Genomic DNA, 26,933 nt, shown 5'->3' with positions numbered 1-26,933 from the left:
ATTAAATGTTGAATTATGATATGCTGCTTCTCCGTTTTGGAGAGTTTATGTTAAAAGGAAAAAATCGCGCGCGATTTGAGAAAACGATCATCACTCAAGTCAAGGCGTTGCTTAAGCCTTATCCGGGTGCAAGTTTGCGTAAAGAATATGGCCGAGTCTACGTGGATCTTGGCGGTGAATCCCACACACAGCTTATTCCCGTGCTCAAACGTGTATTTGGTGTAGCATCCATCAGTCCTGTGAAAGTAACGGCTTCCGAGATTGATGAAATTGTTCAAACTGCGGTTGCTTTTATGGATGAACGAGCTGAAGAATTCGGTGAAGTCACGACCTTCAAGGTAAACGCGCGTCGAGTGTGGAAGGCTTTCCCGCATTCATCTCATGAAACAAATCATTTCGTCGGTTCACCGATTCTACGCAAATTTCAACAGTTGAAGGTCGATGTTCGTGACCCTGATATCGAGCTACGTGTAGAAATCCGCGAACAAGGCACTTATATTTTCAGTGAAGTCATTCCTGCCACAGGCGGGTTCCCGCTCGGAACAAATGGCAAGGCGATGGTTCTCTTATCCGGGGGGATAGACAGTCCTGTAGCGGCGTGGTCTTCCATGCGCCGGGGACTCGAAGTCGAGTGTGTGCATTTTTATAGTTATCCTTTTACCAGTCAGCGTGCCAAAGAAAAGGTGATTGATCTTGCCCGTGCGCTTGCAGATCACGCGGGTTCGATCAAATTACACCTGGTTCCATTTACAGAGATTCAGACCGCATTCACCCAGTTGGGTCAGGATAATCTGATTATTACCTTAATGCGGCGTTCCATGCTGCGAATTGCCACCAAGCTGGCAGAACGCGAACGTGCACTGGCGCTCATTACTGGTGATAGTCTGGGTCAGGTGGCAAGCCAAACCCTTCCGAGCATGAATGTCATCGGCCGCGCTACAGATTTGCCTCTGCTGAGACCGCTGGTCATGATGGACAAGCAGGAGATTATTTCACTTTCCAAACAGATTGGAACGTATGATATCTCGATTTTGCCTTATGAAGATTGCTGTACTTTGTTTGTTCCAAAATCACCATCCACCAATCCGAATCTGCGGATTGTGGACAAAATCGAAGCAACGATGAGCCATCTGCCGGAATGGCTGGATCAAGCGGTAGAACAGACAGAAACGATAACTTTGTATGCCGGGGAAGCTTCAGTATTGACAGGGAAGCCGGAGAACAGTGAAATGAAGGATGACTGGTTTTAAATGTGGTGGGTATTTGTGGGCAAGCCAAATTAGAGGTAGATATAACAAATGAAATGTAAATAGAACACAAAAAGAACAGGACTAACCCATTTGAGAAGGGGTTAGTCCTGTTCTTTGCATGAGACGTTATTTCGTAAATGTATTGCTTGTATTTCTTCCATTTCCCTGTCTCGTTTATGAATAGGAACGTTGCTGTTTAGCTTGGGCTTTATTACTTGTAGCTCGTTTACGGTAACCAAGAAAAACAACACCTCCAATCACTACAACGATGAACAGGATGCGTATTGCCGGATGCTCCGTGAAAAAAGGCATAATCCGTTTCTCTTCAGTAATCATATTTGCAGCAGTATAACCTAGTACCATAGCGCCAACATAGATAATCCAGGGAAAGTGGTTCATCAGTTTGATGAACAAGGTACTACCCCAAACGATAATCGGGACACTGATCAGCAATCCGAGGATAACAAGTACCAGATGTTGTTGTGCAGCCCCCGCTACGGCAATCACATTGTCTAGTCCCATGGCTGCATCCGCAATCACGATTGTTCGAACAGCGGCCCAGAGGGAAGTATCGGCTTGAATGTCATTGTGCTCCTCTCCCTGATCTGCCAGCAATTTATAGGCAATCCAGACCAGGAGCAGGCCTCCAATGAGTAGGAGCCAGGGCACTTTGAGCAACCATAATACAACGACGGTGGCTACAATCCGAATGAGAAGTGCGCCGCCTGAGCCGAACAGAATCGCCTTTTTTTGCACGGAAGGATGGAGATTTCTGGCTGCAAGACCAATGACGATGGCATTATCACCAGCCAGGATCAGATCAATAAAGACAACATTCAACAAGGACAGCCAGAATGTTGGACTAAATAGCTCCATGTGATATGTCACTCCTTATATATTCTTTAAACTCTAAGAATAGCATGTACATCTTTCACATACAAGTTAGAGTGGGGGGATGAGGAGATGGATACTCTATGGCTGTTAACACAAATATTAATGATCAATCTGGTATTGAGTGGGGATAACGCGGTTGTCATTGCAATGGCGAGTAAAGATTTACCTCCGGCTCAACGTAAAAAAGCAGTATGGTGGGGAGCACTTGGTGCAGTACTTCTACGTTGCGTACTTACTTTCGCAGCTGTACTGCTGCTGGGGATTCCTTTTATTCAGGCGGCAGGCGGGTTGTTATTGTTCTGGATTGCGCTGAAGTTGTTGCTTCAAAACGATGATGAAGTACATATCCGTAATGCATCTACAACATGGAAAGCGATTCAGACAATATTAGTTGCTGATTTTGTGATGAGTCTGGATAATGTATTAGCGATAGCTGCTTTGGCGGATGGAGATCTGGCTCTAATTGTTATCGGGATTGCTATTAGTATTCCTATTGTAGTATGGGGTAGTGGTATCATTGTGGGACTGCTCAAACGCTTTCCGATTCTGGTATTTGCGGGGTCAGGAATACTTGCGTTTACCGCAGGAGAAATGTTGATGAGAGACCCAAAGCTAGGGGAGTGGCTGGGCGGAATGGCAACACAGGCTCATGCGATGTTGCCAGCAGCTTTAGCTTGTCTGGTTATAGCGGCGGGAGGGGCACATAGATTCGTTCGCCGAAATGCTTAGATGTCAACATGAGTTGAAATAAACTTTTTGTTTGAGAGGTGTCCCATAAGGGATACCTTTTCTGTTTTTAATACGCCTGAGGCGTTCCGCCAAGAAGAGTCTGCGTTTATTCGCATTTGAACGGTAAAGGTGTAAAGGATAAGGCATTAAGCATTAAGGAGGGAAAGAATCTTCGTATCGTACGTTTATCCGATATTATATATGGTGTCTCTAAGGGGAATACAGATTAAGGTTGGAGGCTTTTCACTTGAGTTAGGACGACTCATTTTCGACATCAGTATAGTTTTTTGCGGAAACATCATATACACTGTAAACATCGGGTCTAAACTTGTCCTTGCAATAAAAAAATGTGTTAAGTGCTGGGAGCCAGCACAGTAGGAAATTACATAATTAATGAAACAAGAGGTGATTATAATGAAGAATGAAAGAGCAATCGGATTATTTATTGTAGTTGCTGGTCTTGTCATTTTGCTTGGTAAATTAGGAGTGTTTGGTTTTATTGGTCGAAATTTCTGGCCTCTGTTGCTATTACTGCCAGGTATTGCTCTTTATGCATTGTTTTATGCCCGAATTACGCCGTCATGGTCGTTAATGCCTGCAGGAGTTCTCACGGTGTATGGTGTACTGTTCAGCATAACGAACATATGGGGAGCCGGGCTAATGAGAAATTTGTGGCCAATCCTGTTGCTTGGAATAGCTGTCGGTTTGCTTGGATATGGTGCAGTTGAGCGGCGAAGACCCGAATTTGTCTATCCTGCTGCCCTAATTATCGGGGCGGTGTCCATCGTATTGTTGGCGTTTACGTTACTACAGACAGGCATCATTTATGTACTCGCTGTTCTGCTCATTTTGGGTGGAGTCTGGTTGCTTGCCGGGCGAGGGAGTATAGGTCGAGGCAGGGGCTGGTAAACATCTCCGGTCTTAACCAATGGAGTTTCGAGCGAAATATCTTGATTTTTACCTATGATAAACTATAATATAAGGGATATAGACATGCGTCGGGTTATCACCGACGCTTATTTTGTGAGTAACCTGCGATTTTGCGGGAAGTTTAGGGCGTGTCTGAAAACGCTGAAGAAAGCAGATTTTGCTGAATTTTCGTTCCAAGCCAGGAAGTTTACCACAGCCGTGCCGGGGCACGTCAAGGGAAATTGACGCAGCAGGGGGCGAAAAGGCGGTAAAAGATGCACTTCAGTCAGTTTCAAGACACGCCCTAGTAGATAAGAATTGAAATTGGAAAGGATATGGATACAAACCATGCATTCAAGAGAACACATTCGCAATATTGCGATTATTGCCCACGTCGACCACGGGAAAACGACACTCGTCGACAAGTTGCTCCAGCAATCCGGTACATTCCGTGACCACGAGACTGTACAGGAGCGCGCAATGGACTCCAACGATTTGGAGCGTGAACGCGGTATTACGATTTTGGCTAAAAACACAGCTATAACGTATAAAGATTACTTGATCAATATTGTGGATACACCAGGACACGCCGACTTCGGTGGTGAAGTGGAACGTATTATGAAGATGGTTGACGGCGTATTGCTCGTTGTTGATGCTTACGAGGGCTGTATGCCACAAACGAAGTTCGTACTTCGTAAAGCACTGGAGCACAACCTGACTCCAATCGTAATTGTAAACAAAATTGACCGTCCAGCGGCTCGTCCGGCTGAGGTTATTGATGAAGTACTTGACCTGTTCATCGAACTGGGTGCCAACGATCAACAACTCGAATTCCCTGTTGTATATGCTTCCGCATTGAACGGAACATCCAGCATGGAAGACGATCCTGCCAAACAAGATGACAATATGATGGCGATCTACGATACCATCGTAAGTCATATCCCTCATCCAACAGAGAACGTTGAAGAGCCACTGCAATTCCTCGTTACGCTGATGGACTACAATGAATACCTCGGACGTATCGCTATCGGTCGTGTAAACCGTGGTGTGATCCGCCAAGGCCAATCCGTTACTGTTATTATGCGTGATGGCAAAAGCAAAACAGCTCGTATCGAGAAACTGTTTGGTTTCCAAGGTCTGAAACGTGTGGAGACAGAGGAAGCTGGCGCAGGTGACATCGTTGCGATCGCGGGTATTAAGGATATCAACATCGGAGAAACGATTGCTGACCCGAACAAACCTGAAGCTTTGCCGGTTCTGAAAATTGACGAGCCAACACTGCAAATGACATTCCTCGTAAACAACAGTCCATTCGCAGGCCGCGAAGGTAAATGGGTAACTTCCCGTAAACTGCGCGAGCGTTTGTTGAAAGAATTGGAGACTGACGTATCTCTTCGTGTTGAAGAAACAGAGAGCCCGGATGCATTTATCGTTTCCGGACGTGGTGAGCTTCACCTCGGTATCCTGATTGAAAATATGCGTCGTGAAGGATATGAGCTTCAAGTATCCAAACCAGAAGTTATTATCAAAGAAATTGATGGTAAAAAAATGGAGCCAGTTGAGCGCTTGTTGATTGATATCCCTGAAGAAAGCATGGGTTCTGTAATGGAGAGCCTGGGCGCTCGCAAAGCAGAGATGGTTAACATGATCAACAATGGTACTGGTCAAGTCCGTCTGGAATTCCTGATTCCTGCACGTGGTCTGATTGGATACAGCACCAACTTCCTGACATTGACTCGTGGTTATGGCGTAATGAACCATGCGTTTGACAGCTACGCTCCAGTGGTATCCGGTCAAGTTGGTGGACGTCACCAAGGTGTTCTGATCTCAACAGAAACGGGCACATCTACGTTCTATGGAATGATCGGCGTTGAGGACCGTGGTACACTATTCCTTGAGCCAGGAACAGAAATTTACGAAGGTATGATTGTTGGTGAGCATACACGTGACAATGATATCGTTGTTAACATCTGTAAAGAAAAACAACTGACTAACGTTCGTTCTTCTGGTAAAGATGATACGGTTAAAATTAAAACTCCGATTATCTTCTCATTGGAACAAGCGCTTGAATATTTGAACGATGATGAGTACTGTGAAATCACGCCGAAATCCATTCGTCTTCGTAAGAAGCTTTTGAACAAATCCGAGCGTGAGCGTGCAGAAAAACAACGCAAAATGGCTCAAAATAACGCGTAATACCCACTACTAAAAAAGAAGTATGAGTTATGTTTTGATGGGACGTTTATGCACCAGTATAAAAGTGATGTTCTCCAGCTTAAGTAGTGGAGGGGCCGGAATCGTTTCTGCAGAAGCGAAGCGCTCGCCTTTGTCCCCGAATTTCAACACTTGATAGAGTGTTCACAGAAATTCGGGGACAACAGCGATCTAAAGAACGATCCGGAACCGGAACGGTCTCATGCGACGAACAGCTTTTATGTGTGCACTATAGTCCCATCAATTTCTTAACTTATACAGCATGATCATGAAAGGAGATGCCTTAACATGCAAGCATGGTTTGCATCACACCCGATCATCGCCTATATCGTCATCTTTGTACTGATTACTTACGTGTATAACAAGGTCTTTCGGGTACGTCAGAAATTGCCAATCGGTAAGGAAATTGTGTTGTATATCTTGATGGCGATGGGTACGTTCATGCTTCTTATTTTTCAGATCGACAAGTTGCCCATCATTCAATGTTTGTTGGTAGCCGTAGGTCTGATGCTGTTAGTGCGCGTGCGTTATTTCGTTGAAGGTCGTCAAAAGAAAAAAGCGGAAGCTTCCGCTCGAAACTCATAATGCTGTCTATGCATAAACACATCCGTTTTCCCTTGGGAAAGCGGTTGTGTTTTATGTAGACCAAACAGATGTGATAAAGGTGTTGAGAACATGACTTCAAACTCAAACGGATTGCCTCCACGAAGACAACCTTCGAATGCATCCGGTAACTCAGGCAACAAGAGCAGTAAGGGGAAGGCGCCGAAGAAGAAACGTATGCGCGGATTCGTCAGGGTGTTCCTCAGCCTGCTTGTGATCGGTATTCTGGTCGGTGGGGGATATGTGTACTGGCTATACAACCAAGTTGCGAATACAGGAATAGATAAACCCGTTCCTCCAGGCATGTCGGCTTCAACCAAACCACTTACGATGTTGCTGCTTGGTACAGATAATCGTCCCGAAACAGGTACGTTTTTATCAGATGTTGTGATGGTTGCTGCACTTAATCCGAATACAAAGACTGCCACGGTGGTATCTTTACCGCGTGACACGCGTATCCAACTCGATGGGTACAAGTCGAACAAACTGAACGCTTATTATCCACGATTCAAAACACAAGAAAAGACCTCTGGCAAAAAGGCAGAGGATCAGATGAAAGAAATGATGGGTAAGTACCTAGGCGTAGATATTAACTATACAACGGTTCTGAATTTTCAGGCTTTCCGTGACGCGATAAACGCTGTCGGTGGAGTAGACGTTACGGTGGATAAAAACATGTGTTACCGAGATACGGCTGACAATACAGATATTAATCTGAAGGCAGGAGCTCAGCACTTGGACGGAAAAGAAGCACTTGATTTTGTTCGCTATCGTAAGTCCAACTGTAAGCCAAAGACGGCGGAGTCCAATGATTTTGATCGCAATAAACGCCAGAGCCAAGTAATGAATGCCATGCTGGATCAGATGAAATCGCTTGGGGGAATTACCAAGATAGGCAAAGTGATTAGTGCGGTAGATCAAAACATGACTACGGATGTGGAATCCGAACAAATGAAAAACTTTATAGCGACCTACTGGAATATTTCCACCGCAGATGTACACTTTACTCCAGTTACGGGGGAGTGGAGAAGCCCTTATGTATATATTAATGATACAGAATTGGCCAATGCCAAACAGGCCCTGCAAGATACACTTTCAGGTAAAGTGACGGCGTCATCTCCGAAAGAATAGCTCACGTTTTGGGGATTGGAAGCTCGGTTCGCGGTGTGTTATAATAATATCAACCAAGATGAGAATGGCATAAAGAAGGTTAGGGGGCTGGTTGAATGTCCGAAGCCGTCACACAGTTAACAGATTCTCTTTTACAGCAATTTAAAGATGAGACCTTTGTGCTTCTTAACACCGTGGATGTGGAATCTGGAGGTCCGACTTCTACAGCAATCTCCTGGATTTATGCTGAAAATGCATCAACTTTTCGTTTGGCGATTGATCATCGTTCACGTCTTGTAAATAACATGATACACAATCCGCTGATTACGATTACTGTTTTTGGTGAAGAGATGGTGTATGCAGTCAATGGACGTGCTTCCGTGCGACAAGATCCATTGCAGGACGTACCCTTTAATATGTGCTGTTTCGACATTCGGATTGAAGCGGTGAGGAATGCCCTGTTCTACGGCGCTCAACTGTCCTCTGTGCCTCAATTTGTCAAAATATACGACCAGCGTGCTGCGGAGAAGCTTGATGAGCAAGTCTTTGCGGCCATGAAAAAAGCCTAGTGAGAGATCACTGGGCTTTTTGTTGTCTTTTTTCCGATGTGTGTTGCTGCATGTACTGATCCTGGGCAGGTTCATCCGGGTTTTGACGAACTTTGACGTCTTTCGGAAGCTGCGGAATGATACGGCCCACCATGTCGGCTAGTTCCGAAGCGAAACCGGAAATGGGATGGCCTTTACGAATATGCTCACCAATTTCTTTGATACGCTCCGTGACATCAGCATCAGCGGTTACGATGGAATCCACACCTTCCGGATCTTTGCGCAAAGCTTCTGCAACGGCATATTTAATGGTGCCAACGCGTGCCCGTTCAAGATCACCATCGACATCAATGCCGACAACCGCTGTGTTGCCAAGAATAACGCAGTTAGCATCTTGCACACCCTCGACTTGCTTGGCAAGTGCTTTGAGGTGACTCACTCGTTTTTTATTTGTCATTCGACCCATTTCTGTATCGTCGGCAACATTGAGATCATGTACCTCGCCCGTATTTTCGTTGAAGTGGTCTAAGCGTGAAGGATTCATTCGGTCTTCTTGCTGGGTTGTTATGTTTCCTCCGTAACTTCTTGGATGCATCTCGTGTGGTTCCTGTGAAGCGTTACGTGTAGAAGCATTACAGCCGGTAAGTATAAAGATTAAAAGCAGCGTGCATATCCCCATTTTCATAAATGTTCATCCTTTCTTGGAGTTTTTCAGAATGGTTGACAATTATTTTGCCCTAGTCGAATACATTTATGTATGGGAGCATGATTGTCCATGCCGCTGCTGAAGATCACATGATCAAGATGAACTCGGGAATGAGGGGAAACGGAAGGCTCGTAAGAGCAACTTCGTCATTCCCGAGAACACGTTCCAGCCCATGCCTTTAACGACGCCGCTTTGGAGGGGATTGAATGAAAAAGATTTTTGTATTGGATACCAACGTGCTTCTGCATGACCCCAATGCCATATTTGCCTTTGAAGAACATGAGGTAATCATTCCCGCGGTTGTACTGGAGGAGATTGACTCCAAAAAAAGAAATGCCGATGAGATCGGCCGCAACGCACGCAATGTGTCCAGACTGCTGGATGGACTCAGGGAACTGGGTCACTTGCACAGTGGCGTACCTCTTGCGAATGGAGGCAATCTAAAAGTTGAGCTTAATCACCGCAGTTTTGTGAGAGTTCAGGAAATGTTCGGGGAAGTGTCCAATGACAATCGAATCTTGGCCGTCGCGCTGAATTATCAGATTGAAGAGAATGAAAAAGAAGTGGTGGAGCGACAAGTTGTTCTTGTCAGTAAAGACGTTCTGGTACGGATCAAGGCGGACGTACTTGGACTGAACACACAGGATTACTTATCGGATCGGACTGCCGGACTTAGCGAGTTGTACCCTGGATATACAGCGCTGAAAGTTCACCCGTCTGTCATTGATGAGTTTTACACATATCGTTTCTTGCCGATCAAACCATTACAACTGTCCTATTCTCTCTATCCGAATGAATTTGTCATTTTGAAGGATGAGATGGGTACGAACAAATCCGCTTTGCTTAAAGTGAATACCGAAGGTACAAAACTGGAGCCATTGTTCCTCAGCAATGATAATGTCTGGGGGATTAGCGCCCGAAATGCACAACAACGGATGGCATTGGAGCTTCTGTTGAACGACGATATTCCGCTTGTGACGATAACCGGCAAAGCAGGTACAGGTAAAACACTGCTCGCCTTGGCAGCAGGATTGCTGAAGGTAGAGGATGATCACAAATACAAAAAGCTGCTGATCGCGCGTCCCGTCGTACCGATGGGTAAGGACATCGGGTATTTGCCAGGGGAGAAGGAAGAGAAGCTTCGTCCGTGGATGCAACCGATCTATGATAATCTTGAATTTTTATTTGATACGAAAAAGGCCGGAGATATAGATAAAATACTGATGGGTCTCGGCAGTATCCAAGTTGAAGCACTGACGTATATCCGCGGAAGATCGATTCCCGGGCAATTCATCATTATTGATGAAGCTCAGAACTTGTCTCGGCATGAAGTAAAAACAATCGTATCCCGGGTGGGGGAAGGTAGTAAGATTATTTTGATGGGTGACCCTGAGCAGATTGACCACCCTTACCTGGATTCCGCAAGCAACGGATTGACCTACATTGTCGAGCGTTTCAAACAAGAGGGAATCAGTGGGCACATTATGCTTGAAAAAGGAGAACGTTCCAAGCTGGCACAGCTTGCGGCAGACTTGTTATAACAAGCTTTTAATCGCTTTTAGCTGGATTTATTTCCCGGAAAATGTTTTAAAGCAAGCCGACTTTTGAAGTCGGCTTTTTTTGCTGAAAAAATTAAAATCAAATGTTATACAGAACTGGATATGCTCTTAATATGCAAAATACAAGAAAAGTGTTTTTTGGCAGGGTAGGACAAGGGCACTACATATTTGTTACAATAATGGTTGCGAGAAAATATAAAATAAGTTATTTCAAGGGGGAGAGTGAATGAAGCGTAGACACCAGGTTGTTTTATTTGCAGTTTTGTTGCTTTCGCTAACAATCCTTTCACCTAGCTTTGATTTTAGAGGTTCGCAGCATAATCAGGGACGAAATCAAGAGAAAGATACATACACGGGTGTTTCATCCCGTAATGAGGATACAAGTGCCCCTCTCGATGTATTGGTATCCATGTCAGAAGAGGAGTTTACGTCTTTTCAGAAAGTGGCTAAAGAAGTAGCGGCTTCTATTTACGTTGAGGTTAATCTCCGCAATGTGGAACAGAAGGAGTATGAAGAAGTGCTGGATCGAGAGTTTTCCTTGGGGGAGAACGGAGATATTATTTTATTGGATAGTGAGCAAGTACAACATTATGCCAAAAAAGGATATTTGCTTCCTTTGAATGCGACGACGCTTTCCAAAGCTCTAGGCGATTCAGTTGCTGAGTTACGAGGAATGACAGAGTGGAACGGATATCAATGGGCAATGCCCTTTGATGTAGATCCTTATGTAATGGGAGCAATACCCTCATACTTGAATGAGGCTGGGTTACAGGGATTTCCACAGAACAGGGAGCAATGGTCCAAGTTGATCAAGGAATCTCAAACAAAGAGCACACCTTTGATTTCGTTGAATATAGATGATATTTACGAAGCAAGTGCGTGGTTGAGTTACTTGCCGCCGGGAATGAGTCCCGACCAGATTCTAAGAATGCAACTTACCTCCATGACAAATGAATTTCAACAGGGGGTAAGTTTACTCGGCGAGCTTCAACCCTATATTGTGGCTATATCTGTAGATCCGGTATTATCTGCTTCGGATTATAAGGTGCAAACTCCGATGTTTGTATCTACATTATCTCGTATTTTACATGCAGATGAGCTTGCCGAAGGTCGGGGAACATTTAACTCACCTGTTTCGTTGCAGGCTTTGCGGGCGGTAGAATCCAGAAGTCTGGTCATTACAGCAGGAACTGTGGAAACGGATGCAGCAAGTCGGTGGATTGAAGGCATGTCTTCTGCAGTCACACAGAATAAATGGTATAAACAAACCAAACGTTTGCCTGCAAGACAACAGGAGATTGAGGAGCAAGTCGAGGATGTCGGAAGTCGGTATAATATGGCTTTAAATCAACCCTGGTTCGCCAAAGAATCTCCGGTACAATGGATTGAAAACAAAACGATGATCGATCGTTTTTACAGAAGGGTTCAACAGGTTCTCGAAGGGGAGATCAGTGCTGCCCAGTATGTGAGCAGCATCAGAAAAACGGTTAAGCCCTAAAATGAAATTGCTAGTTTCACTTCCAAAACCCCTTCATCTGTGGAAACATCCGTAGCTCTGACAAAGGACAGAATTTTTTGCGGATAAAAACCGAGATCAAACTCTTTCTCTAACATTCTACGTGTTGTGTCAGGCAATTCAAGCTGATTGAATACCAGCTTATCCACATGAAAACGAATTGAATTTTGCGGTTCGTTCTCGACTGTATAGTGTCCTTCAATCCTTAATTGCAATTGATCGCGCTTACCCGAAGCTGTAATTTTATCTTGATCAAATGTGAAAGCAAAATCATTGAAAATTTCATTTTGTGAACGCAAAAACGTATTTAATTCGTCTTGACCAATGCGAATGGTATACGTTGTCCCTGTGGTAGAAATGGCTCCGTTTTGCTTTTGTACAAAATCAGGCAAGTTTTGCATGGCTGACGCCAATGCCTTGAAATAACGTTTTACCTCGTAAATGCCTACGTTTTCCCAATACAACGTTAGTTCATTCATTAATTTTTGAATAGCTGCCGCGTCACCGCTGGCGGTTATTTGCTTATCCACTTCTTTTTGCAGTAAGGCCACCCTTGTTCGCTGGTTTTCCAGATTGGTTTTCATCTCGGTAAGCTCCATAGAGGTTTGGCGGATTCGATCGGACGTATGTTGCAATTCATTATAGCGGGTCTGATACTTGTCCAAAACAGCTTGATCTTTACCAATGATGATTTGATAGTAATCATATAGAACAAACAAATCTTTAAATGATCTTGCTCCAAGCACTGTCATGAGCAGGCTGTCACGCTCTCCAGTGTAATAGGATCTTACAACAGCCCCGGCCCGGTCTTGCTGGATATGTATTTCCTTTTCCTGCTGTAATAGTTGGGCAGATAATGTCTCATGCTGCTTGGCTAATTGCGTCTGCTGTTCACTAATACGTGTAATTTCATGATCAATCTCTACAATAGATAACGTTTTTTGAAGAATGGCTTGCGTGTCTTCGGGCGAAGTCTCTCCATAAACGTATGATGAGGCGGATTGCACGAACAATATGATAATGAGCAAGATGGCGATTAGGCCATATCGATGTTTCACAATCATTCTCCTTTCTTTAATCCTTGTAAAATCCTGCGGATGAGAACTCTTCCAAACAATATATGAAATCCATACGAAAAATATCCTTAGTGGTTACATACCATTATATCTTCATATGTAATCTGACAACAAAAAAACAATCCGACAAGAGCCGGATTGCTTTGATGCTGCTGGCGGATTAGAGCGGCAGTCCCATTTGAAATACAGTCCAGTAGCTGAACCCTGTGAACGTTACGATCATATAACCCCAGAAGAGCAATATATACGTACGTTCTGTAAACTTCAAGTATCCCAAAAGGACAAAAAACGCAGTCTGCAGGAAGAAAAGCAAAGCCATTTCGACCAAGTCTCCTGCAAAAGCCATCAGGCCAATCGCAAGCGTGAAGAACCCGAGTACCCGAAACATGCGTGCCACGGTAAATCCTCCTCTCTTATGTACGTTCATAGATTGTCTACATAATATTATACCGACAAAGGAAAAACGTGTAAACAAATTTGGGTATGAAAGCGAATTCTTTTTTTTGCCAGCTTAGGATTAAAGTGTCCAGAATTATGCCGATCACGTATGAGGGGAGCTGAATGTGGAAATACATTTTAGTATGAAATCAATTCTATGAACTCTATGAGAGGCATAAGATTGAGTAAAGCAACTTTTATACCTAATTCACATAACGGGTTACCGGTTATGGGGACGGTTATTTCAGGATGGTGTTAGGAGGGTATTATAGCATGACTGCAGTGAGACAGGATGCTTGGAGCACAGAGGATGATTTGATTTTGGCGGAGGTTACATTGCGTCATATTCGGGAAGGCAGTACGCAGCTAGCCGCTTTTGAAGAAGTGGGCGAAAAAATAGGCAGAACTTCGGCCGCATGTGGGTTTCGTTGGAACAGCTGTGTACGTAAAAAGTATGAATCAGCGATCAGCAATGCTAAAGCACAAAGGCAAAAGCGGAGCTATCTTAGAAAACAGCCGGCTATGCTTGGTCCACAGGTTGCTGCACTGGCAACATTAGACGCCGAGGAAGGTCTCTTTAAGACGGAAGGAGTGTCAGATGAAACCTTATCTATGGATGCGGTCATCCGTTTCCTAAGGCAGTGGAAAGGAAGCGCACAGGAGAGTAATCGTCAGCTTAAAATGCTCGAAAAGGAATTGCGTGAGAAGGAAGACGAACTGCTGGAATTACGTTGTGAGAACGACCGACTTTCTAAGGAAGTTAATGAGGTTCAGACCGATTATCGTGTGGTGAACGATGATTACAAAGCATTGATCCAGATTATGGATCGTGCGCGCAGGCTTGCCTTTTTATCCGAAGAAGAAGAAGAACTCAAGACAAGGTTCAAAATGGATGCTAACGGAAATCTGGAACGGATTGAGTAGCGATATTCAAAATTAAAGTCACCTTGTAATATTTACCCGCCAAACCTCCGTAATCATACGGTTGGTATGACGGGTTTTTAGTTGTTTGCATTTTGTACTATTATAGAAGAAGATTTTTCGGGTTCATTCGAAAGGCACATGAAATGACCGGAACAGGGGGATCAGATGATTATAGATGTAGTAGGAGCAGGTTCGCTGGGACTTCTATATGGAGGGAAGTTGCAAGCATCAGGTGAAAGTGTACGGTTTTGGACTAGAACATCAGTGCAGGCCAATCAGCTTAAACAAGATGGAATTAGGATTACCGAGAAGGATGCGGAAATTCACATCAGGCCAGCAGAGATTCAAGCTTACCCCGTATCCCAACTGGCGAATCATTGGAACAAGACACCTGGAGACTGGATGCTACTCACTGTGAAGCAAACTCATGTTGATGATTTTATTGAACAGACAGCAACGTTAACGTTAGAGACACGGCAACCATTAAAGATTGCTTGTTATCAAAATGGTCTTGGTCATCTGGAGAAGCTCCAGACCGCTTTGCCGAGTGCATTGCTGTGTAGTGCGATTACAACGGAAGGGGCTAAACGTACTAAATGTGAGGTGGACCGGGCCGGTTATGGAAAAACACTTCTGGGCTTGAGCAATAGTTTGACGAAAACAAACGTGGGAATAACAGATGAACAACAAATATTTACTTTAGCCAGGGTTGTGCAACAGGCAGGATTTGACTGTACAGTGTCGAATGAAATCGATAAGCTGATATACAGAAAACTGCTCATTAATGCGGTTATCAACCCGCTTACGGCAATTTGGAGAATCCCAAATGGTGAATTGCTTCACATGAAGGAACGAGTTGGCATTATGCACCAGTTGTATGATGAGGCTATGACCGTGTATGGAGCTATGAACGTGCGATTGGAAGGGGATTTGTGGGATCAGATTCAGGGGGTATGCCGCGACACTGCTTCCAATACATCCTCTATGCTGGCAGATGTGCTACATAAACGCAAAACAGAGGTGGAATCAATTAACGGATCGATTATAAGAATGGCAAAGGAGTTCAATCTGAAGGTACCTACACATGAAATGCTTTTTCATTTGATCCAAGGTATGCAATCAGAAGGGGTGAGTTAATGGGATTTTTTATCGTATTGAGTATACTGCCCTTTTTTCCTTTTTTACTTATGTATTGGGGCATGATGGTATGGAAGAAAGATAAGTCGATTGCATTGCGAGCAGCTATGGATGTCACTACATTTTTCCTTATTTTCTCCGTGTCTGCGTTATTCAACTTAACATTTGATTCGAATTTTGGTTTTTATCTGACATTAATACTCATACTAATAGCGCTTGGTTTTATCGGAGGTGCGCAAAATCGACTAAAAGGAAAGGTCGATGGGGGAAGAATGTTCCGGGCCGTATGGCGCATGTCGTTTGTGATGATGAGTTTTGGATATATTTTGTTTACTTTATTTGGATTATTTAGATACATTATGAACCAGATGTGAGGTTACATAACGCAAAATCCCGAAAAGATGTGGCGATTTTGTCGAAAACTGAAAAAAACATTACTTTCTGAAAAAGTAATGTAGATTTTTTTGACCGGTGGTTGTATAATCTATAAACATAAACCACATCAATTTAGGGGGAAAAGTTAGATGAAAAGGAAAAGTCTATTAGTCCTTTTGACGCTGATCTTGGCGTTCGGTACCGTACTTGCAGCGTGCGGATCGAAAAATGAAGGCACAGGTACCACAACAGATAACAATTCTGCAAGCGGAGAAAAGGGTCTTGCCAAAGATCAAGTTCTGAAAATTAACTTGTCAGCTGAACCTCCTACGTTTGACCCGGCTCAAGCCAAAGACAGCCAAACTAACACAGTTTTGAAATTCTTGTATGAAGGTCTGGTACGCATCGATGCTGACGGCAAAGAAGCTCCAGGTGTTGCTACGAAGTGGGACATTTCTGAAGATGGTTTGAAATACGTGTTCACCTTGAACCCAGAAGCAAAATGGAGCAATGGTGATCCTGTAACAGCTGAAGATTTCGTTCGTTCTTGGGAACGTGCTTTGAAACCGGAAACAGCTTCTCCTTACGCATACCAACTGTACTACATCAAGGGTGCTGAAGGCTTTAACATGAGCAAAGATGCAAAATTCAAAGGTACTAAAATCACTGATTTCTCCCAAGTAGGTGTGAAAGCTACGGATGAGCACACACTTGAAGTAACGTTGGAAAACCCAACGCCTTATTTCTTGGGTCTGACAGCATTCTATACGTACTATCCAGTACACAAATCTGCTGACACTAACGATAAATTCTTCTCTGACTTCAAAAACATGATCGTTAACGGACCATTCGTAATGGATCAGTACGCTAAAGGTCAAAAAATTGTTGTGAAGAAAAACGATGGTTACCATGCAGCATCTGACATTAAACTGTCTGAAATCGATATGTCTCTGACAAACAGCAGTGCTTCTGAACTGCAAGCTTACAAATCAGGACAATTGGACTACACAGGTGCACCTAACGGTGAGATCCCGTCTGACCAAATTCCTTCTTTGAAAGCTGAATTGCCAAACGAGTTTAAAGCTACTGGTATTGCAAGTACTTACTACTACCAGTTCAACGTAAACGAAGCACCGTTTAACAACGCTAAAATCCGTAAAGCATTTGCAATGTCTATTGAGCGTCAACTGATTGTTGATAAAGTAACACAAGGCGGACAAATTCCAGCATTCGGTTTTGTACCTCCTGGTATCCGTGGTGAAAAAGAAGAATTCCGTACGGAACACAAAGATGATTACTTCACTGAAAATGTGGATGAAGCTAAAGCTTTGCTTGCTGAAGGTATGAAAGAAGAAGGTTACACTACTCTGCCTGCAATCACTTTGATCTACAACACAAGTGACGGTCACGCGAAAATCGCTTTGGCGATCGCTGATATGTGGAAAAAGAATCTTGGTGTTGATGTGAAAACAGAAAACCAAGAGTGGAAAGTCTTCCTGGATAACCGTCAGAAACAAAACTTCCAAATTGCTCGTGCGGGCTGGTCTGCGGACTACAACGATCCGTTCAACTTCTTGGAAATGTGGAAAACTGGAAACACAAACAACGACTCTAAATTCAGCAATGCACAGTATGATAAAGACCTCGAAGATACTGTGAAAACAACAGATGTAGCTAAACGTATGGCTGCCTTTGCTGATGCAGAAAAAGTTCTGATTCAAGATGAAATGGGCGTAATGCCAATTTACTACTACACTAACGTATCTTTGACTAAGCCTTACCTGAAAGGTGTACAACTTGATTTCAGTGGAGCAATTGACTTCACTCGTGCATATCTGGAAGAGAAGTAAGTTTGTTCTGAAGTCTAATATGATTGCTTCGGGATATATATGTGGAATTCCATATATATCCCGATTTTTTTGTATGTGAACCGATTTTCCTTATAATTCTTGAAATTTCCGATAAATGGATTGGACTTTATTGCGGTCTGATTCTACAATCGATTTGTATACAAAATATTGTTTATGGAGGTGTGCAAGGGTTGGTTAAGTACGTTTTGAAAAAACTGCTATTTATGCTGCTATCGCTTTTCATACTCGCATCGATGACTTTCTTCCTGATGAAAGCCATTCCTGGTGACCCTTTTACATCGGAGAAAAGAGTATCACCTGAGATTCGGGCCCTTCTTGAAGAAAAATATGGTCTGGACAAGCCGATGTATGTACAATACTTCAAATACATTGGTGATATTGTACAAGGCGACTTTGGGGTTTCGATGAACTATCTCAACCAAGGTGTCACAGACATGATTACGAAGACATTTACAGCATCCTTAAAAATTGGTGTTTTTGCGATCATTATCTCCATTATCGTGGGTGTGCTGTTGGGATTGCTTGCAGCAGTGTATCATCGCAAGCTAATTGATGATGTAACGATGGTTCTAGCTGTTATCGGGATCGCCGTACCAAGCTTCTTGCTGGCATCCTTATTACAGTATGTGTTTGCTTTCAAACTCGGATGGTTCAATGTTATGGGCTTTGATGGTCCACTTGACTATGTGCTTCCGGTTGCCGCTCTATCTGCATCACCAATTGCCTTTATCGCACGTCTAACGCGTTCAAGCATGCTGGAAGTTTTACATGCAGACTACATTAAAACCGCCAAAGCTAAAGGTTTGAAATGGCCTGCCATCATGTTTAAGCACGTTGTACGGAACGGTATTTTGCCAGTTGTTACGTATGTAGGTCCAATGACCGCTAACGTTATTACAGGTTCTGTTGTTATTGAGCAAATCTTTAACATTGGCGGTATCGGGAAAGTGTTTGTGGAAAGTATCACAAACCGTGACTACACCATGATTATGGGGATTACTATTTTCTACGGTATTCTCTTGATGTTGGCACGTTTCCTTACAGATATCGCTTACGTATTGATTGATCCAAGAATTAAACTGGAAAGCCGGAAGGGGGCATAACGTTGTCTGGCACGAATAATAACAATAATGGAACGGCGAACACTGACCTGAACAGTCAGGCAGCGGTGAAGCCTAAAGAAAGTATTTCCCTTTTTAGAGACGCAATGTACAGACTTGCAACAAATAAAGCGGCAATGATTAGCCTTGGTGTGCTTGTGCTTGTTGTACTGTTTGCTATAATCGGACCCACTTCTTTGTTTACGAAGTATAATTATTATTCTAATGACTTGCTTAATTCAAACGCTGCTCCCAGTGCGGAACACTGGTTCGGTACGGATGATCTGGGCCGTGATGTATGGGTAAGAACATGGGTCGGCGCACGTGTATCCTTGACAGTAGGTCTTGCTGCGGCGTTGATTGACCTTGTGATCGGGGTTATCTATGGTGCGATCATGGGTTACTATGGTGGACGAGTTGACGGAATTATGAATAAGTTTTCCGAGATTTTGTACTCTTTGCCTTACATGCTGGTAGTTATCCTGTTGCTGGTTGTTTTGGAGCCGAGTCTTACAACGATTATTATTGCGCTTACCATTACAGGCTGGATTAGTATGTCCTGGATTGTACGTGGTGAGATTATGCAACTGAAAAATAGAGACTTTATCCTTGCTGCTAGATCGATGGGTGCAAGTACTGGACGTCAATTGTTCCGTCACTTGTTGCCAAATGCAGTTGGACCGATTATCGTCACCTTGACATTGTCTATTCCGAATGCGATCTTTGCAGAAGCGTTCTTGAGCTTCCTCGGTCTGGGTGTATCGGCACCAAGATCTTCTCTTGGATCCATGATTAACGATGCACTTACAGGCTGGACGCTGTATCCATGGCGGATGTGGTTCCCGGCTGGCTTGATGGTTATTACAATGCTTGCATTTAATTTGCTCGGTGATGGACTGCGGGACGCACTTGATCCGAAATTACGTAAATAGAAAGAGGAGGTGGGATTATGGAGCCGATTTTAACAGTCAAAGACTTAAGTGTATCGTTTTCGACGCGCTCTGGTGAATTTGATGCCGTTAAAAATGTGAGTTTCGAAATTGGTAAAGGAGAAACGCTGGGGATCGTAGGTGAATCCGGTAGTGGTAAGAGTGTTACCGCCCAGACGATCATGAAATTGATCCCTTCCCCGCCTTCGAAGGTTAAGAGCGGAGATATTACGTTTCACGGTCAGGATTTGCTGAATAAGACAGATAAGCAAATGGAAGCCATTCGTGGTAAAGATATCGGTATGATCTTCCAGGATCCAATGACTTCTCTGAATCCTACGATTAAAATCGGTAAACAGATTACAGAGGTATTGCGTAAACACCAAAACATGTCAAAGCAAGCAGCGAACAAAGCTGCTCTTGAGATGCTTGAACTTGTAGGTATCAAAAATGCAGCGATTCGCATGAATCATTATCCGCACCAATTCTCTGGTGGTATGCGTCAGCGTGCAATGATTGCAATTGCACTTGCTTGCCGTCCATCTTTGCTGATTGCGGATGAGCCGACAACAGCACTTGACGTTACCATTCAGGCTCAAATTCTGGATGTTATGAAGGATATGCAGAAAAAGCTTGGAACATCCATCATGCTGATTACGCATGACCTTGGTGTTGTAGCGGGCATGTGTGACCGTGTGGTTGTTATGAAGGAAGGCGAAGTTGTCGAAACAGGGACAACAGCTGAAATCTTCAGTAACCCACAGCATCCTTATACGATTAAGTTGTTGAACGCTCTCCCGCGTCTGGACGAGCCGAAAAAAGAAAAGCCTGCTCCGGTTGGTATTGTCAAAGGAAGTAACAAACCTTTGGTTCAAGTGAAAAACCTGAAACAATACTTTAACCTTGGCAAAGGTAACATCCTTAAAGCTGTAAATGATGTGAGCTTCGACATCTTTGAAGGAGAAACACTTGGTGTTGTAGGTGAGTCAGGTTGCGGGAAATCGACGACTGGACGCACCATTCTGCGCCTTTATGAGCCAACTGGCGGAAGTGTGAACTTCAATGGTACGGATATTTACAAATTGTCTCCACGCAAAATGAAAGAAATGCGTAAAGACATGCAGATGATTTTCCAAGATCCATATGCCTCACTGAACCCGCGTTTTAACGTTATGGATATTATCGGAGAGTCTTTGGACATTCACGGGCTGGCCACAAGCTCTAAAGAGCGTAAGAGACGTGTAGAGGAGCTATTGGACCTCGTAGGTCTTAACCCAAGTCACGCTTTGCGTTATCCGCATGAATTTTCCGGTGGACAAAGACAGCGGATCGGGATTGCGCGTGCTCTTGCTGTTGATCCTAAATTTATCATCTGTGATGAGCCGCTTTCCGCACTGGATGTATCCATTCAAGCTCAGGTCGTTAAATTACTTGAGGAGTTGCAGCAACGTCTCGGATTGACGTATCTCTTTATCGCCCATGACTTGTCCATGGTTAAACATATCAGTGACCGTGTTGCGGTTATGTATATGGGGAAAGTGGTAGAATTGGCTGAGAGTGAAGAGCTGTATTCCAATCCGATTCATCCATATACCAAAACATTGCTTTCTGCGATCCCTGTTCCAGATCCGGAAGTAGAAGCAAATAAACGCCGCATTTTATTGCCAGATGAACAATCTGGACCAATCCAGAATGCTTCGGGCGGTCCTAAAAATGACCCGTATAATTTGGAAAATGCTCAATTGATTGAGGTTTCCAAAGGACACTGGGTTGCAGAACCTTACGTATAATAGTTTCGAAAATGAATATGCTATTATATACATCATAACCGCCGATTTAAATCGGCGGTTTTTTTTCATATATTTGTGACTTTGTTTTGACGAAGAGCTACTGAATTCGGTACAATCAAGGAAGGCTCTTTAGAAGCAGAATAGGAGGCAGACCTCATGAAAGGGATCACCGAGGCGCTCCGCAGCGGATCAAAGCTTGCAGAGGATTATCTCTGTACGACAGATGCTGCGCGAAGCCTTTATGAATATGACATTCGCTGGGAAAACGGCCTCCACGCGCGTGCTGAATGGCTGAAACAATCGGAGCATACACGTGTTGACCGTCATAAACTGGCGGCGTATTTACGTTTATATAATAAGCGAGTAAATGATCATGGCAAGGTTCATGCTGCGATTACCCGCCTTGTTGAAGAGGATGCACTCGTCGTTACAGGTGGACAACAGAGTGGCTTGTTCACTGGACCATTGTTTGTGATATACAAAGCAGCCAGTGTGGTCGCAGCTGCGCGTGAAGCCGAACAGCAATTGAAACGTCCTGTAATTCCAGTGTTCTGGATTGCGGGAGAAGACCATGACTGGGATGAGGTAAATCATACGTATTTGCCTGATAAGCAAGGACAGATTCATAAAGTCAAACTGCAAGGGCATTTTAAAGGTAAGGATTCGGTAAGTTATGTGGAAGTAAAGTGGGATCAGTGGGAAACGGTGTTGAATCAAGTAGAACAATTATTGCCTGATACCATTCATAAGCCGGGATTAATAAAGCTGATTACAGAAATCCATCAGTCGAGTGCGAATCTTAGTGATGCGTTTGCACGAATGATATCGGCCTTGTTTGCAAAGACTGGCCTGGTACTCATGGATGCTGCCGATCCTGAATTGCGTAAGTTAGAAAAGCCCGTATTCGAGCGTTTGATCCGGAAGAATGATTCGTTGCGGGAAGCCTATTTACAAGGGGCATCATCGGTAGAACAAGCGGGTTATTCGACATCAGCAGAAGTGGCGGAAGATGGGGCCAATCTCTTTTATATTCATGAAGGCACCCGTTTGCTTTTGATGCTGAAAGATAACTTGTATCAGGATCGTAAGGGGTTAGTATCCTTTACAGAAGAACGTTTGTTACAAGAATTGGAAGATCACCCTGAGCGTTTTAGTAACAACGTACTCACCCGTCCTTTGATGCAAGATTCATTGTTGCCTGTGGCTGCAGTAATCTTAGGGCATGGAGAAATTGCATATTGGGGTCTTACACGTGAGGCGTTCCGTACTTTTGGTCTACAAATGCCGATATTACTGCCACGTCTATCCTTCACGATTATGGAGGAAGTGCAACACAAATATATGAAACAATACGGACTTTCTTTCCAGGATGTACAAAACCAACTGGAAGAAAAGAAAGCACAATGGCTAACGAAGCAGGAAACCTTCCAGGTTGATGAACGATTTACGCAGATCCGTGAGCAGTTTGTGACGCTCTATCGTCCGCTACTGGATCAGGTTGCAGAAGTGCATCCCGGATTGAACCGGATTGGTGAAGCGAACTTAGCCAAAATGAATGAACAGATTCAGTATTTGGAGCGTCAGACTCGCAAGGCAATTGAGGATAAACATCAAGTGAGTTTGAGGCATTGGAACGGTATTCAGAATGCTCTGTTCCCAATGGGCAAACCCCAGGAACGAGTACATAATGCACTCTTTTACCTGAATCGTTATGGAACTGAATGGATTGAGGAATTGATTAAAGCATCTGCTGACTTCCGGGGCGAACACAAGGTTATATCCTTATAAGTATCCATCCAGATTATATTGATCTTTATAATAGAAGAAACACATTTGAGGAGGAGATAAAGTGACCACATCTTCATTACAAAACAGCATCGTCAAAGATATGGGACTTGCTGCCGAGGGCCATTTGAAAATTGATTGGGTTGAGGCGCATATGCCGGTTTTAAACCGGATTCGTCGTCAATTTGAACAGGATTTGCCTTTTAAAGGTCTAAAGGTATCGATTTGTCTTCACCTGGAAGCTAAAACAGCATATCTGGCAAAAGTCATTCAGGCTGGTGGTGCTGAAGTGACGATCACACATAGTAATCCACTGTCTACTCAAGATGATGTATGTGCGGCTTTGGTAGAAGACGGTGTGACTGTTTATGCGAAATATAATCCTGAGCCAGCTGAGTTCAAAGCACTGCAACTCCGTGCACTTGAAGCGAAACCTGATCTCATTATTGATGATGGTGGGGATTTCGCAACCATTATTGCTTCCGAACGTCCTGATCTTGCAGCTACGATTCGCGGTGGCGCAGAAGAAACGACAACAGGCATTATCCGTTTGAAGGCATTAGCGAAAGAAGGACAACTGAAATTTCCGATGGTTGCGGTAAATGACGCATATTGCAAGTATTTGTTTGATAACCGCTATGGCACGGGGCAATCTGCTTTTGACGGTATCATTCGGACAACGAATCTGGTGGTTGCAGGTAAAAATGTTGTTGTAGCTGGCTATGGCTGGTGTGGTAAAGGGGTGGCCATGCGCGCAAAAGGTTTGGGTGCCAATGTCATTGTAACTGAAATAGACCCGATCAAAGCCGTGGAAGCACATATGGATGGTTTCCGGGTTATGACGATGCTGGAAGCAGCAAAGTTGGGTGATTTCTTTATCGCGGTGACAGGCAACAAGGATGTTATTACGGGTGAACATTACGATGTGATGAAAGACGGAGCTATTCTGAGTAACGCAGGTCACTTCGACGTTGAGGTTAACAAACCGGAGCTTGCCAAACGTTCCGAGTCTATTCGTACCGTTCGTCGCAACATTGAGGAGTACCGTTTCAAAGATGGTCGTAAAATGTATCTGCTCGCGGAGGGACGCTTGGTAAATCTGGGAGCGGCTGACGGACATCCGGCCGAGATCATGGACACTACGTTTGCATTGCAAGCACTAGGTTTGCGTTATGTGAGTGAAAACTATGAATCTCTTGGTAAAAACGTAGTGAACGTTCCTTACGAAATTGACCAGCAAGTGGCGAGTTACAAGCTGGAGAGCCTGAACATTGCCATTGATTCTTTGTCCGCTGAGCAAGAAAAGTACCTCGATAGTTGGAAATTTTAAAGGGTTATCCAATAATTACAAACGGATAAACTGTTTCAAAAGTAGTAGAATGGTGTATTGACGATATGGCTCATGTACGGGTGCACATACGATCGCCCGTAAACGGGAAACGTCTTTGGTCCTGAATGACAGGATCGAAGGCGTTTTTTTCGGTGAAATCAAATAAAAAAACAGAAAAGTCAAGAAGGGTTTTGATTTTTTTAACCGAATCTATTATGCTTAGGTGGTGGAAAGTGGGGCAAAGTGGGGGAAATGGGTGAGGAGTGAGTGCGGCAATGTTTATGGGCGAGTTTCAACATAGCATTGATGATAAAGGTCGGGTCATTATTCCGGCTAAATTCCGCGAATCTCTTGGATCCACTTTCGTTGCCACACGAGGTTTGGACCAGTGTCTTTTCGTGTACCCCATGGAGGAGTGGGGGGTCATGGAACAGAAGCTCAAAGCACTGCCGCTGATGAAATCCGACGCACGTGCGTTTACCCGGTTTTTTTTCTCAGGTGCAACTGAATGTGAACTGGATAAACAGGGCAGGGTAAATCTGCCGGGTAACCTGAGAGAGTATGCCAAATTGGACAAAGATTGCGTTGTTCTTGGCGTGTCGAACCGGGTGGAGATTTGGAGCAAAGGCATATGGGAAAGTTATTTCAATCAATCCGAAGAAGCATTCAACGACATTGCCGAAAAGCTGGTCGATTTCAATTTTGACTTATAAAAAGTAAGGAGGGGTGCAGGTTGTTTCACCACATCACCGTACTCAAAGAAGAGGCAACAGAGGGATTAAACATCAAGCAGGACGGTATATACGTGGACTGCACTTTAGGAGGGGCGGGACACAGTTCCGTGATTGCATCCAAGCTAGGTCCGGGGGGACGTCTGATCGCACTTGATCAGGATGATTGGGCTTTGGACAATGCACGCGAGAAACTCGCTGCTTATGAAAACCAGATTACATTGGTGAAAACCAATTTTAGAGATTTGGAGCAGGTTCTCAAAGATCTTGATGTTCCTATGAAGGATGGCCTACCACAGGTTGACGGAATTTTGTATGACCTCGGTGTGTCATCACCACAGTTTGACGAAGGAGAACGTGGATTCAGTTACAATCACGATGCACCGCTTGATATGCGTATGGATCAGGATGCACTTCTGACAGCCAAAGAGATAGTGAACGAATGGCCGGAAGAAGAGATTGCGCGAATTCTGTATCGCTATGGTGAAGAGAAGTTTTCCAAACGGATTGCTCGTGTTATTGTGGGTCGACGTAGTCAGTCTGAGATCGAAACGACAGGTGAACTTGTGGAATTGATCAAAGAAGGTATTCCTGCAGCGGCCCGCCGTACGGGTGGTCATCCCGCGAAGCGAAGTTTTCAGGCGCTGCGTATTGCTGTGAATGATGAACTGGGGGCTTTTGAAGAAGGACTGCATCAGGCTGTTCGTTGTTTAGCGCCAGGGGGGCGCGTATCTGTTATCACCTTCCACTCCCTTGAGGACCGGATATGTAAACAGATCTTCAGCAGCTATCTTGAAAAATGTACATGTCCACCTGACTTTCCGTTATGTGTATGCGGTAATAAAGGGACTTTACGTCTCGTCAACCGAAAACCGCTGATTCCAACAGAAGCGGAACTGACCGAGAACTCTCGTGCGCGATCAGCCAAGCTGCGTGTAGCTGAGAAATTGTAGAACAAAAGAGGAGGAGGAGCCTTCACATGGCATATACACGTGGCAATCTAGCGGTCAAAGAAAAAGCCCAGGAACGTGTAACGCAGCAAAGGTACAAGGAAACAACGAAAGTTGTGACACGTCGCACAGGTCTGCCAGGGCGCGAAAAGTTTTTATACCTGATCACACTCTTAGCCGTCATTATTGTGGGTGGTGCCCTGATGTCTCGTTACGCTCATATTTATGAACTGAACAAGCAGGCTCAGTCGACCATTGTAAAAATTAAAGAGGCTGAGAAGACCATTGCCGATTTACAGGTGGAGAGAGAAACATTGAATAATCAGGTTGTCGAGAATGCAAAAAGACTGGGTTACGTGGAAGCTTCCGATAAGGATGTCATTTTTGTACCACGCTCAACAACGAATACATCGACAGGTACTGAATCATCCTCGAATGCAACCAGTGGCAAGTAAAGAG

At 44.1% G+C, this 26,933-nt stretch carries 25 protein-coding genes; 21 read left to right on the top strand and 4 right to left on the bottom strand.

Annotation, left to right across the window (positions count from 1 at the left end; all coding sequences use genetic code 11):
* Window positions 1–8 precede the first annotated feature (8 nt).
* Complete coding sequence (gene thiI, locus FS818_RS12480) at window positions 9–1,250, top strand: tRNA uracil 4-sulfurtransferase ThiI (RefSeq protein ID WP_145332879.1); 1,242 nt, start codon at window positions 9–11, stop codon at window positions 1,248–1,250.
* Window positions 1,251–1,424: 174 nt separating this feature from the next.
* Here the strand turns inward: thiI and FS818_RS12475 are convergent, their stop codons facing one another.
* On the bottom strand, window positions 1,425–2,126 hold the full coding sequence (locus FS818_RS12475; RefSeq protein ID WP_145332094.1) for a TerC family protein: 702 nt from the start codon (window positions 2,124–2,126) through the stop codon (window positions 1,425–1,427).
* 87 nt (window positions 2,127–2,213) lie between these two features.
* Here FS818_RS12475 and FS818_RS12470 point away from each other — a divergent pair, with 87 nt between their 5' ends.
* From FS818_RS12470 to FS818_RS12445, 6 genes are all read left to right on the top strand, one after another.
* Complete coding sequence (locus FS818_RS12470) at window positions 2,214–2,873, top strand: TerC family protein (RefSeq protein ID WP_145332093.1); 660 nt, start codon at window positions 2,214–2,216, stop codon at window positions 2,871–2,873.
* Window positions 2,874–3,281: 408 nt separating this feature from the next.
* Window positions 3,282–3,782: a hypothetical protein gene (locus tag FS818_RS12465; RefSeq protein WP_145332878.1), complete on the top strand. Its 501-nt coding sequence runs from the start codon at window positions 3,282–3,284 to the stop codon at window positions 3,780–3,782.
* A 348-nt stretch (window positions 3,783–4,130) separates the two neighbouring features.
* Window positions 4,131–5,978, top strand: coding sequence for a translational GTPase TypA (gene typA, locus FS818_RS12460; protein WP_145332091.1), 1,848 nt, complete (start codon window positions 4,131–4,133; stop codon window positions 5,976–5,978).
* 306 nt (window positions 5,979–6,284) lie between these two features.
* Complete coding sequence (locus FS818_RS12455) at window positions 6,285–6,581, top strand: YlaH-like family protein (RefSeq protein ID WP_090923778.1); 297 nt, start codon at window positions 6,285–6,287, stop codon at window positions 6,579–6,581.
* Between the two features lie 90 nt (window positions 6,582–6,671).
* The gene (locus FS818_RS12450; protein ID WP_145332089.1) at window positions 6,672–7,730 is read left to right on the top strand and encodes an LCP family protein; all 1,059 of its coding nucleotides are present in this window, start codon (window positions 6,672–6,674) and stop codon (window positions 7,728–7,730) included.
* A 95-nt stretch (window positions 7,731–7,825) separates the two neighbouring features.
* A complete protein-coding gene (locus FS818_RS12445; protein WP_123062548.1) occupies window positions 7,826–8,278 on the top strand; it encodes a pyridoxamine 5'-phosphate oxidase family protein in 453 nt (150 codons plus the stop codon).
* A 7-nt stretch (window positions 8,279–8,285) separates the two neighbouring features.
* Here FS818_RS12445 and FS818_RS12440 read toward each other — a convergent pair whose 3' ends face one another.
* Entirely contained in the window at window positions 8,286–8,942 is a 657-nt protein-coding gene (locus FS818_RS12440; protein ID WP_145332087.1) for a YhcN/YlaJ family sporulation lipoprotein, read from the bottom strand.
* A 227-nt stretch (window positions 8,943–9,169) separates the two neighbouring features.
* Here FS818_RS12440 and FS818_RS12435 point away from each other — a divergent pair, with 227 nt between their 5' ends.
* Window positions 9,170–10,504, top strand: a complete 1,335-nt coding sequence (locus tag FS818_RS12435; protein ID WP_090923774.1) for a PhoH family protein — start codon at window positions 9,170–9,172, stop codon at window positions 10,502–10,504.
* 244 nt (window positions 10,505–10,748) lie between these two features.
* Window positions 10,749–12,020 carry an ABC transporter substrate-binding protein gene (locus FS818_RS12430; RefSeq protein WP_145332085.1) on the top strand — a complete coding sequence of 424 codons (1,272 nt, stop codon included), beginning with the start codon at window positions 10,749–10,751 and terminating at the stop codon, window positions 12,018–12,020.
* On the opposite strand, the gene FS818_RS12425 is transcribed toward FS818_RS12430, so the two are convergent.
* Window positions 12,017–13,096: a hypothetical protein gene (locus FS818_RS12425; RefSeq protein ID WP_145332083.1), complete on the bottom strand. Its 1,080-nt coding sequence runs from the start codon at window positions 13,094–13,096 to the stop codon at window positions 12,017–12,019. The two genes, FS818_RS12430 and FS818_RS12425, sit on opposite strands and share 4 nt — an antisense overlap.
* A gap of 178 nt (window positions 13,097–13,274) precedes the next feature.
* Entirely contained in the window at window positions 13,275–13,511 is a 237-nt protein-coding gene (locus tag FS818_RS12420; protein ID WP_090923772.1) for a DUF2626 domain-containing protein, read from the bottom strand.
* A 314-nt stretch (window positions 13,512–13,825) separates the two neighbouring features.
* Here FS818_RS12420 and FS818_RS12415 point away from each other — a divergent pair, with 314 nt between their 5' ends.
* The 12 genes from FS818_RS12415 (at window position 13,826) to FS818_RS12360 (ending at window position 26,929) form a co-directional block, all read left to right on the top strand.
* Window positions 13,826–14,476, top strand: coding sequence for an RsfA family transcriptional regulator (locus tag FS818_RS12415; protein ID WP_145332081.1), 651 nt, complete (start codon window positions 13,826–13,828; stop codon window positions 14,474–14,476).
* Between the two features lie 165 nt (window positions 14,477–14,641).
* Window positions 14,642–15,613 (top strand): ketopantoate reductase family protein, encoded by a 972-nt coding sequence (locus FS818_RS12410; protein ID WP_145332079.1) that lies wholly within the window; start codon window positions 14,642–14,644, stop codon window positions 15,611–15,613.
* Window positions 15,613–15,987, top strand: coding sequence for a DUF3397 domain-containing protein (locus FS818_RS12405; protein ID WP_145332077.1), 375 nt, complete (start codon window positions 15,613–15,615; stop codon window positions 15,985–15,987). The genes FS818_RS12410 and FS818_RS12405 overlap by 1 nt, the downstream gene beginning before the upstream one ends.
* A 150-nt stretch (window positions 15,988–16,137) precedes the next feature.
* The gene (locus FS818_RS12400; protein ID WP_145332075.1) at window positions 16,138–17,838 is read left to right on the top strand and encodes a peptide ABC transporter substrate-binding protein; all 1,701 of its coding nucleotides are present in this window, start codon (window positions 16,138–16,140) and stop codon (window positions 17,836–17,838) included.
* A gap of 191 nt (window positions 17,839–18,029) precedes the next feature.
* The gene (locus FS818_RS12395; protein ID WP_145332073.1) at window positions 18,030–18,962 is read left to right on the top strand and encodes an ABC transporter permease; all 933 of its coding nucleotides are present in this window, start codon (window positions 18,030–18,032) and stop codon (window positions 18,960–18,962) included.
* A gap of 47 nt (window positions 18,963–19,009) precedes the next feature.
* On the top strand, window positions 19,010–19,891 hold the full coding sequence (locus FS818_RS12390) for an ABC transporter permease (RefSeq protein ID WP_397351768.1): 882 nt from the start codon (window positions 19,010–19,012) through the stop codon (window positions 19,889–19,891).
* A gap of 17 nt (window positions 19,892–19,908) precedes the next feature.
* Window positions 19,909–21,678: an ABC transporter ATP-binding protein gene (locus FS818_RS29495; protein ID WP_145332069.1), complete on the top strand. Its 1,770-nt coding sequence runs from the start codon at window positions 19,909–19,911 to the stop codon at window positions 21,676–21,678.
* Between the two features lie 156 nt (window positions 21,679–21,834).
* Window positions 21,835–23,466: a bacillithiol biosynthesis cysteine-adding enzyme BshC gene (gene bshC / locus FS818_RS12380; protein ID WP_145332067.1), complete on the top strand. Its 1,632-nt coding sequence runs from the start codon at window positions 21,835–21,837 to the stop codon at window positions 23,464–23,466.
* Window positions 23,467–23,527: 61 nt separating this feature from the next.
* Window positions 23,528–24,793 carry an adenosylhomocysteinase gene (locus tag FS818_RS12375; protein WP_145332065.1) on the top strand — a complete coding sequence of 422 codons (1,266 nt, stop codon included), beginning with the start codon at window positions 23,528–23,530 and terminating at the stop codon, window positions 24,791–24,793.
* A 275-nt stretch (window positions 24,794–25,068) separates the two neighbouring features.
* Complete coding sequence (mraZ, locus tag FS818_RS12370; protein ID WP_145332063.1) at window positions 25,069–25,506, top strand: division/cell wall cluster transcriptional repressor MraZ; 438 nt, start codon at window positions 25,069–25,071, stop codon at window positions 25,504–25,506.
* 20 nt (window positions 25,507–25,526) lie between these two features.
* Window positions 25,527–26,477: a 16S rRNA (cytosine(1402)-N(4))-methyltransferase RsmH gene (gene rsmH, locus FS818_RS12365; RefSeq protein WP_145332061.1), complete on the top strand. Its 951-nt coding sequence runs from the start codon at window positions 25,527–25,529 to the stop codon at window positions 26,475–26,477.
* 26 nt (window positions 26,478–26,503) lie between these two features.
* Entirely contained in the window at window positions 26,504–26,929 is a 426-nt protein-coding gene (locus FS818_RS12360) for a hypothetical protein (RefSeq protein ID WP_145332060.1), read from the top strand.
* Window positions 26,930–26,933 lie beyond the last annotated feature (4 nt).

Origin of the sequence: Paenibacillus xylanexedens, assembly GCF_007680605.1 — a bacterium.
Lineage (GTDB): Bacteria > Bacillota > Bacilli > Paenibacillales > Paenibacillaceae > Paenibacillus > Paenibacillus xylanexedens_B.
The sequence above is the reverse complement of the archived record's forward strand: the minus strand, read 5'-3'. Positions and strand labels throughout refer to the sequence as shown.

What these genes read in the sequence shown, in the direction of transcription:
- mraZ (WP_145332063.1), top strand. Translation starts at nt 25,069, where the DNA reads ATGTTTATGGGCGAGTTTCAACATAGCATTGATGATAAAGGTCGGGTC.
- FS818_RS12415 (WP_145332081.1), top strand. Translation starts at nt 13,826, where the DNA reads ATGACTGCAGTGAGACAGGATGCTTGGAGCACAGAGGATGATTTGATT.
- FS818_RS12475 (WP_145332094.1), bottom strand. Translation starts at nt 2,126, where the DNA reads ATGGAGCTATTTAGTCCAACATTCTGGCTGTCCTTGTTGAATGTTGTC.
- FS818_RS12445 (WP_123062548.1), top strand. Translation starts at nt 7,826, where the DNA reads ATGTCCGAAGCCGTCACACAGTTAACAGATTCTCTTTTACAGCAATTT.
- FS818_RS12440 (WP_145332087.1), bottom strand. Translation starts at nt 8,942, where the DNA reads ATGAAAATGGGGATATGCACGCTGCTTTTAATCTTTATACTTACCGGC.
- FS818_RS12360 (WP_145332060.1), top strand. Translation starts at nt 26,504, where the DNA reads ATGGCATATACACGTGGCAATCTAGCGGTCAAAGAAAAAGCCCAGGAA.
- FS818_RS12435 (WP_090923774.1), top strand. Translation starts at nt 9,170, where the DNA reads ATGAAAAAGATTTTTGTATTGGATACCAACGTGCTTCTGCATGACCCC.
- FS818_RS12405 (WP_145332077.1), top strand. Translation starts at nt 15,613, where the DNA reads ATGGGATTTTTTATCGTATTGAGTATACTGCCCTTTTTTCCTTTTTTA.
- typA (WP_145332091.1), top strand. Translation starts at nt 4,131, where the DNA reads ATGCATTCAAGAGAACACATTCGCAATATTGCGATTATTGCCCACGTC.
- bshC (WP_145332067.1), top strand. Translation starts at nt 21,835, where the DNA reads ATGAAAGGGATCACCGAGGCGCTCCGCAGCGGATCAAAGCTTGCAGAG.
- FS818_RS12455 (WP_090923778.1), top strand. Translation starts at nt 6,285, where the DNA reads ATGCAAGCATGGTTTGCATCACACCCGATCATCGCCTATATCGTCATC.
- FS818_RS12430 (WP_145332085.1), top strand. Translation starts at nt 10,749, where the DNA reads ATGAAGCGTAGACACCAGGTTGTTTTATTTGCAGTTTTGTTGCTTTCG.
- FS818_RS12400 (WP_145332075.1), top strand. Translation starts at nt 16,138, where the DNA reads ATGAAAAGGAAAAGTCTATTAGTCCTTTTGACGCTGATCTTGGCGTTC.
- FS818_RS29495 (WP_145332069.1), top strand. Translation starts at nt 19,909, where the DNA reads ATGGAGCCGATTTTAACAGTCAAAGACTTAAGTGTATCGTTTTCGACG.
- FS818_RS12410 (WP_145332079.1), top strand. Translation starts at nt 14,642, where the DNA reads ATGATTATAGATGTAGTAGGAGCAGGTTCGCTGGGACTTCTATATGGA.
- FS818_RS12470 (WP_145332093.1), top strand. Translation starts at nt 2,214, where the DNA reads ATGGATACTCTATGGCTGTTAACACAAATATTAATGATCAATCTGGTA.
- FS818_RS12450 (WP_145332089.1), top strand. Translation starts at nt 6,672, where the DNA reads ATGACTTCAAACTCAAACGGATTGCCTCCACGAAGACAACCTTCGAAT.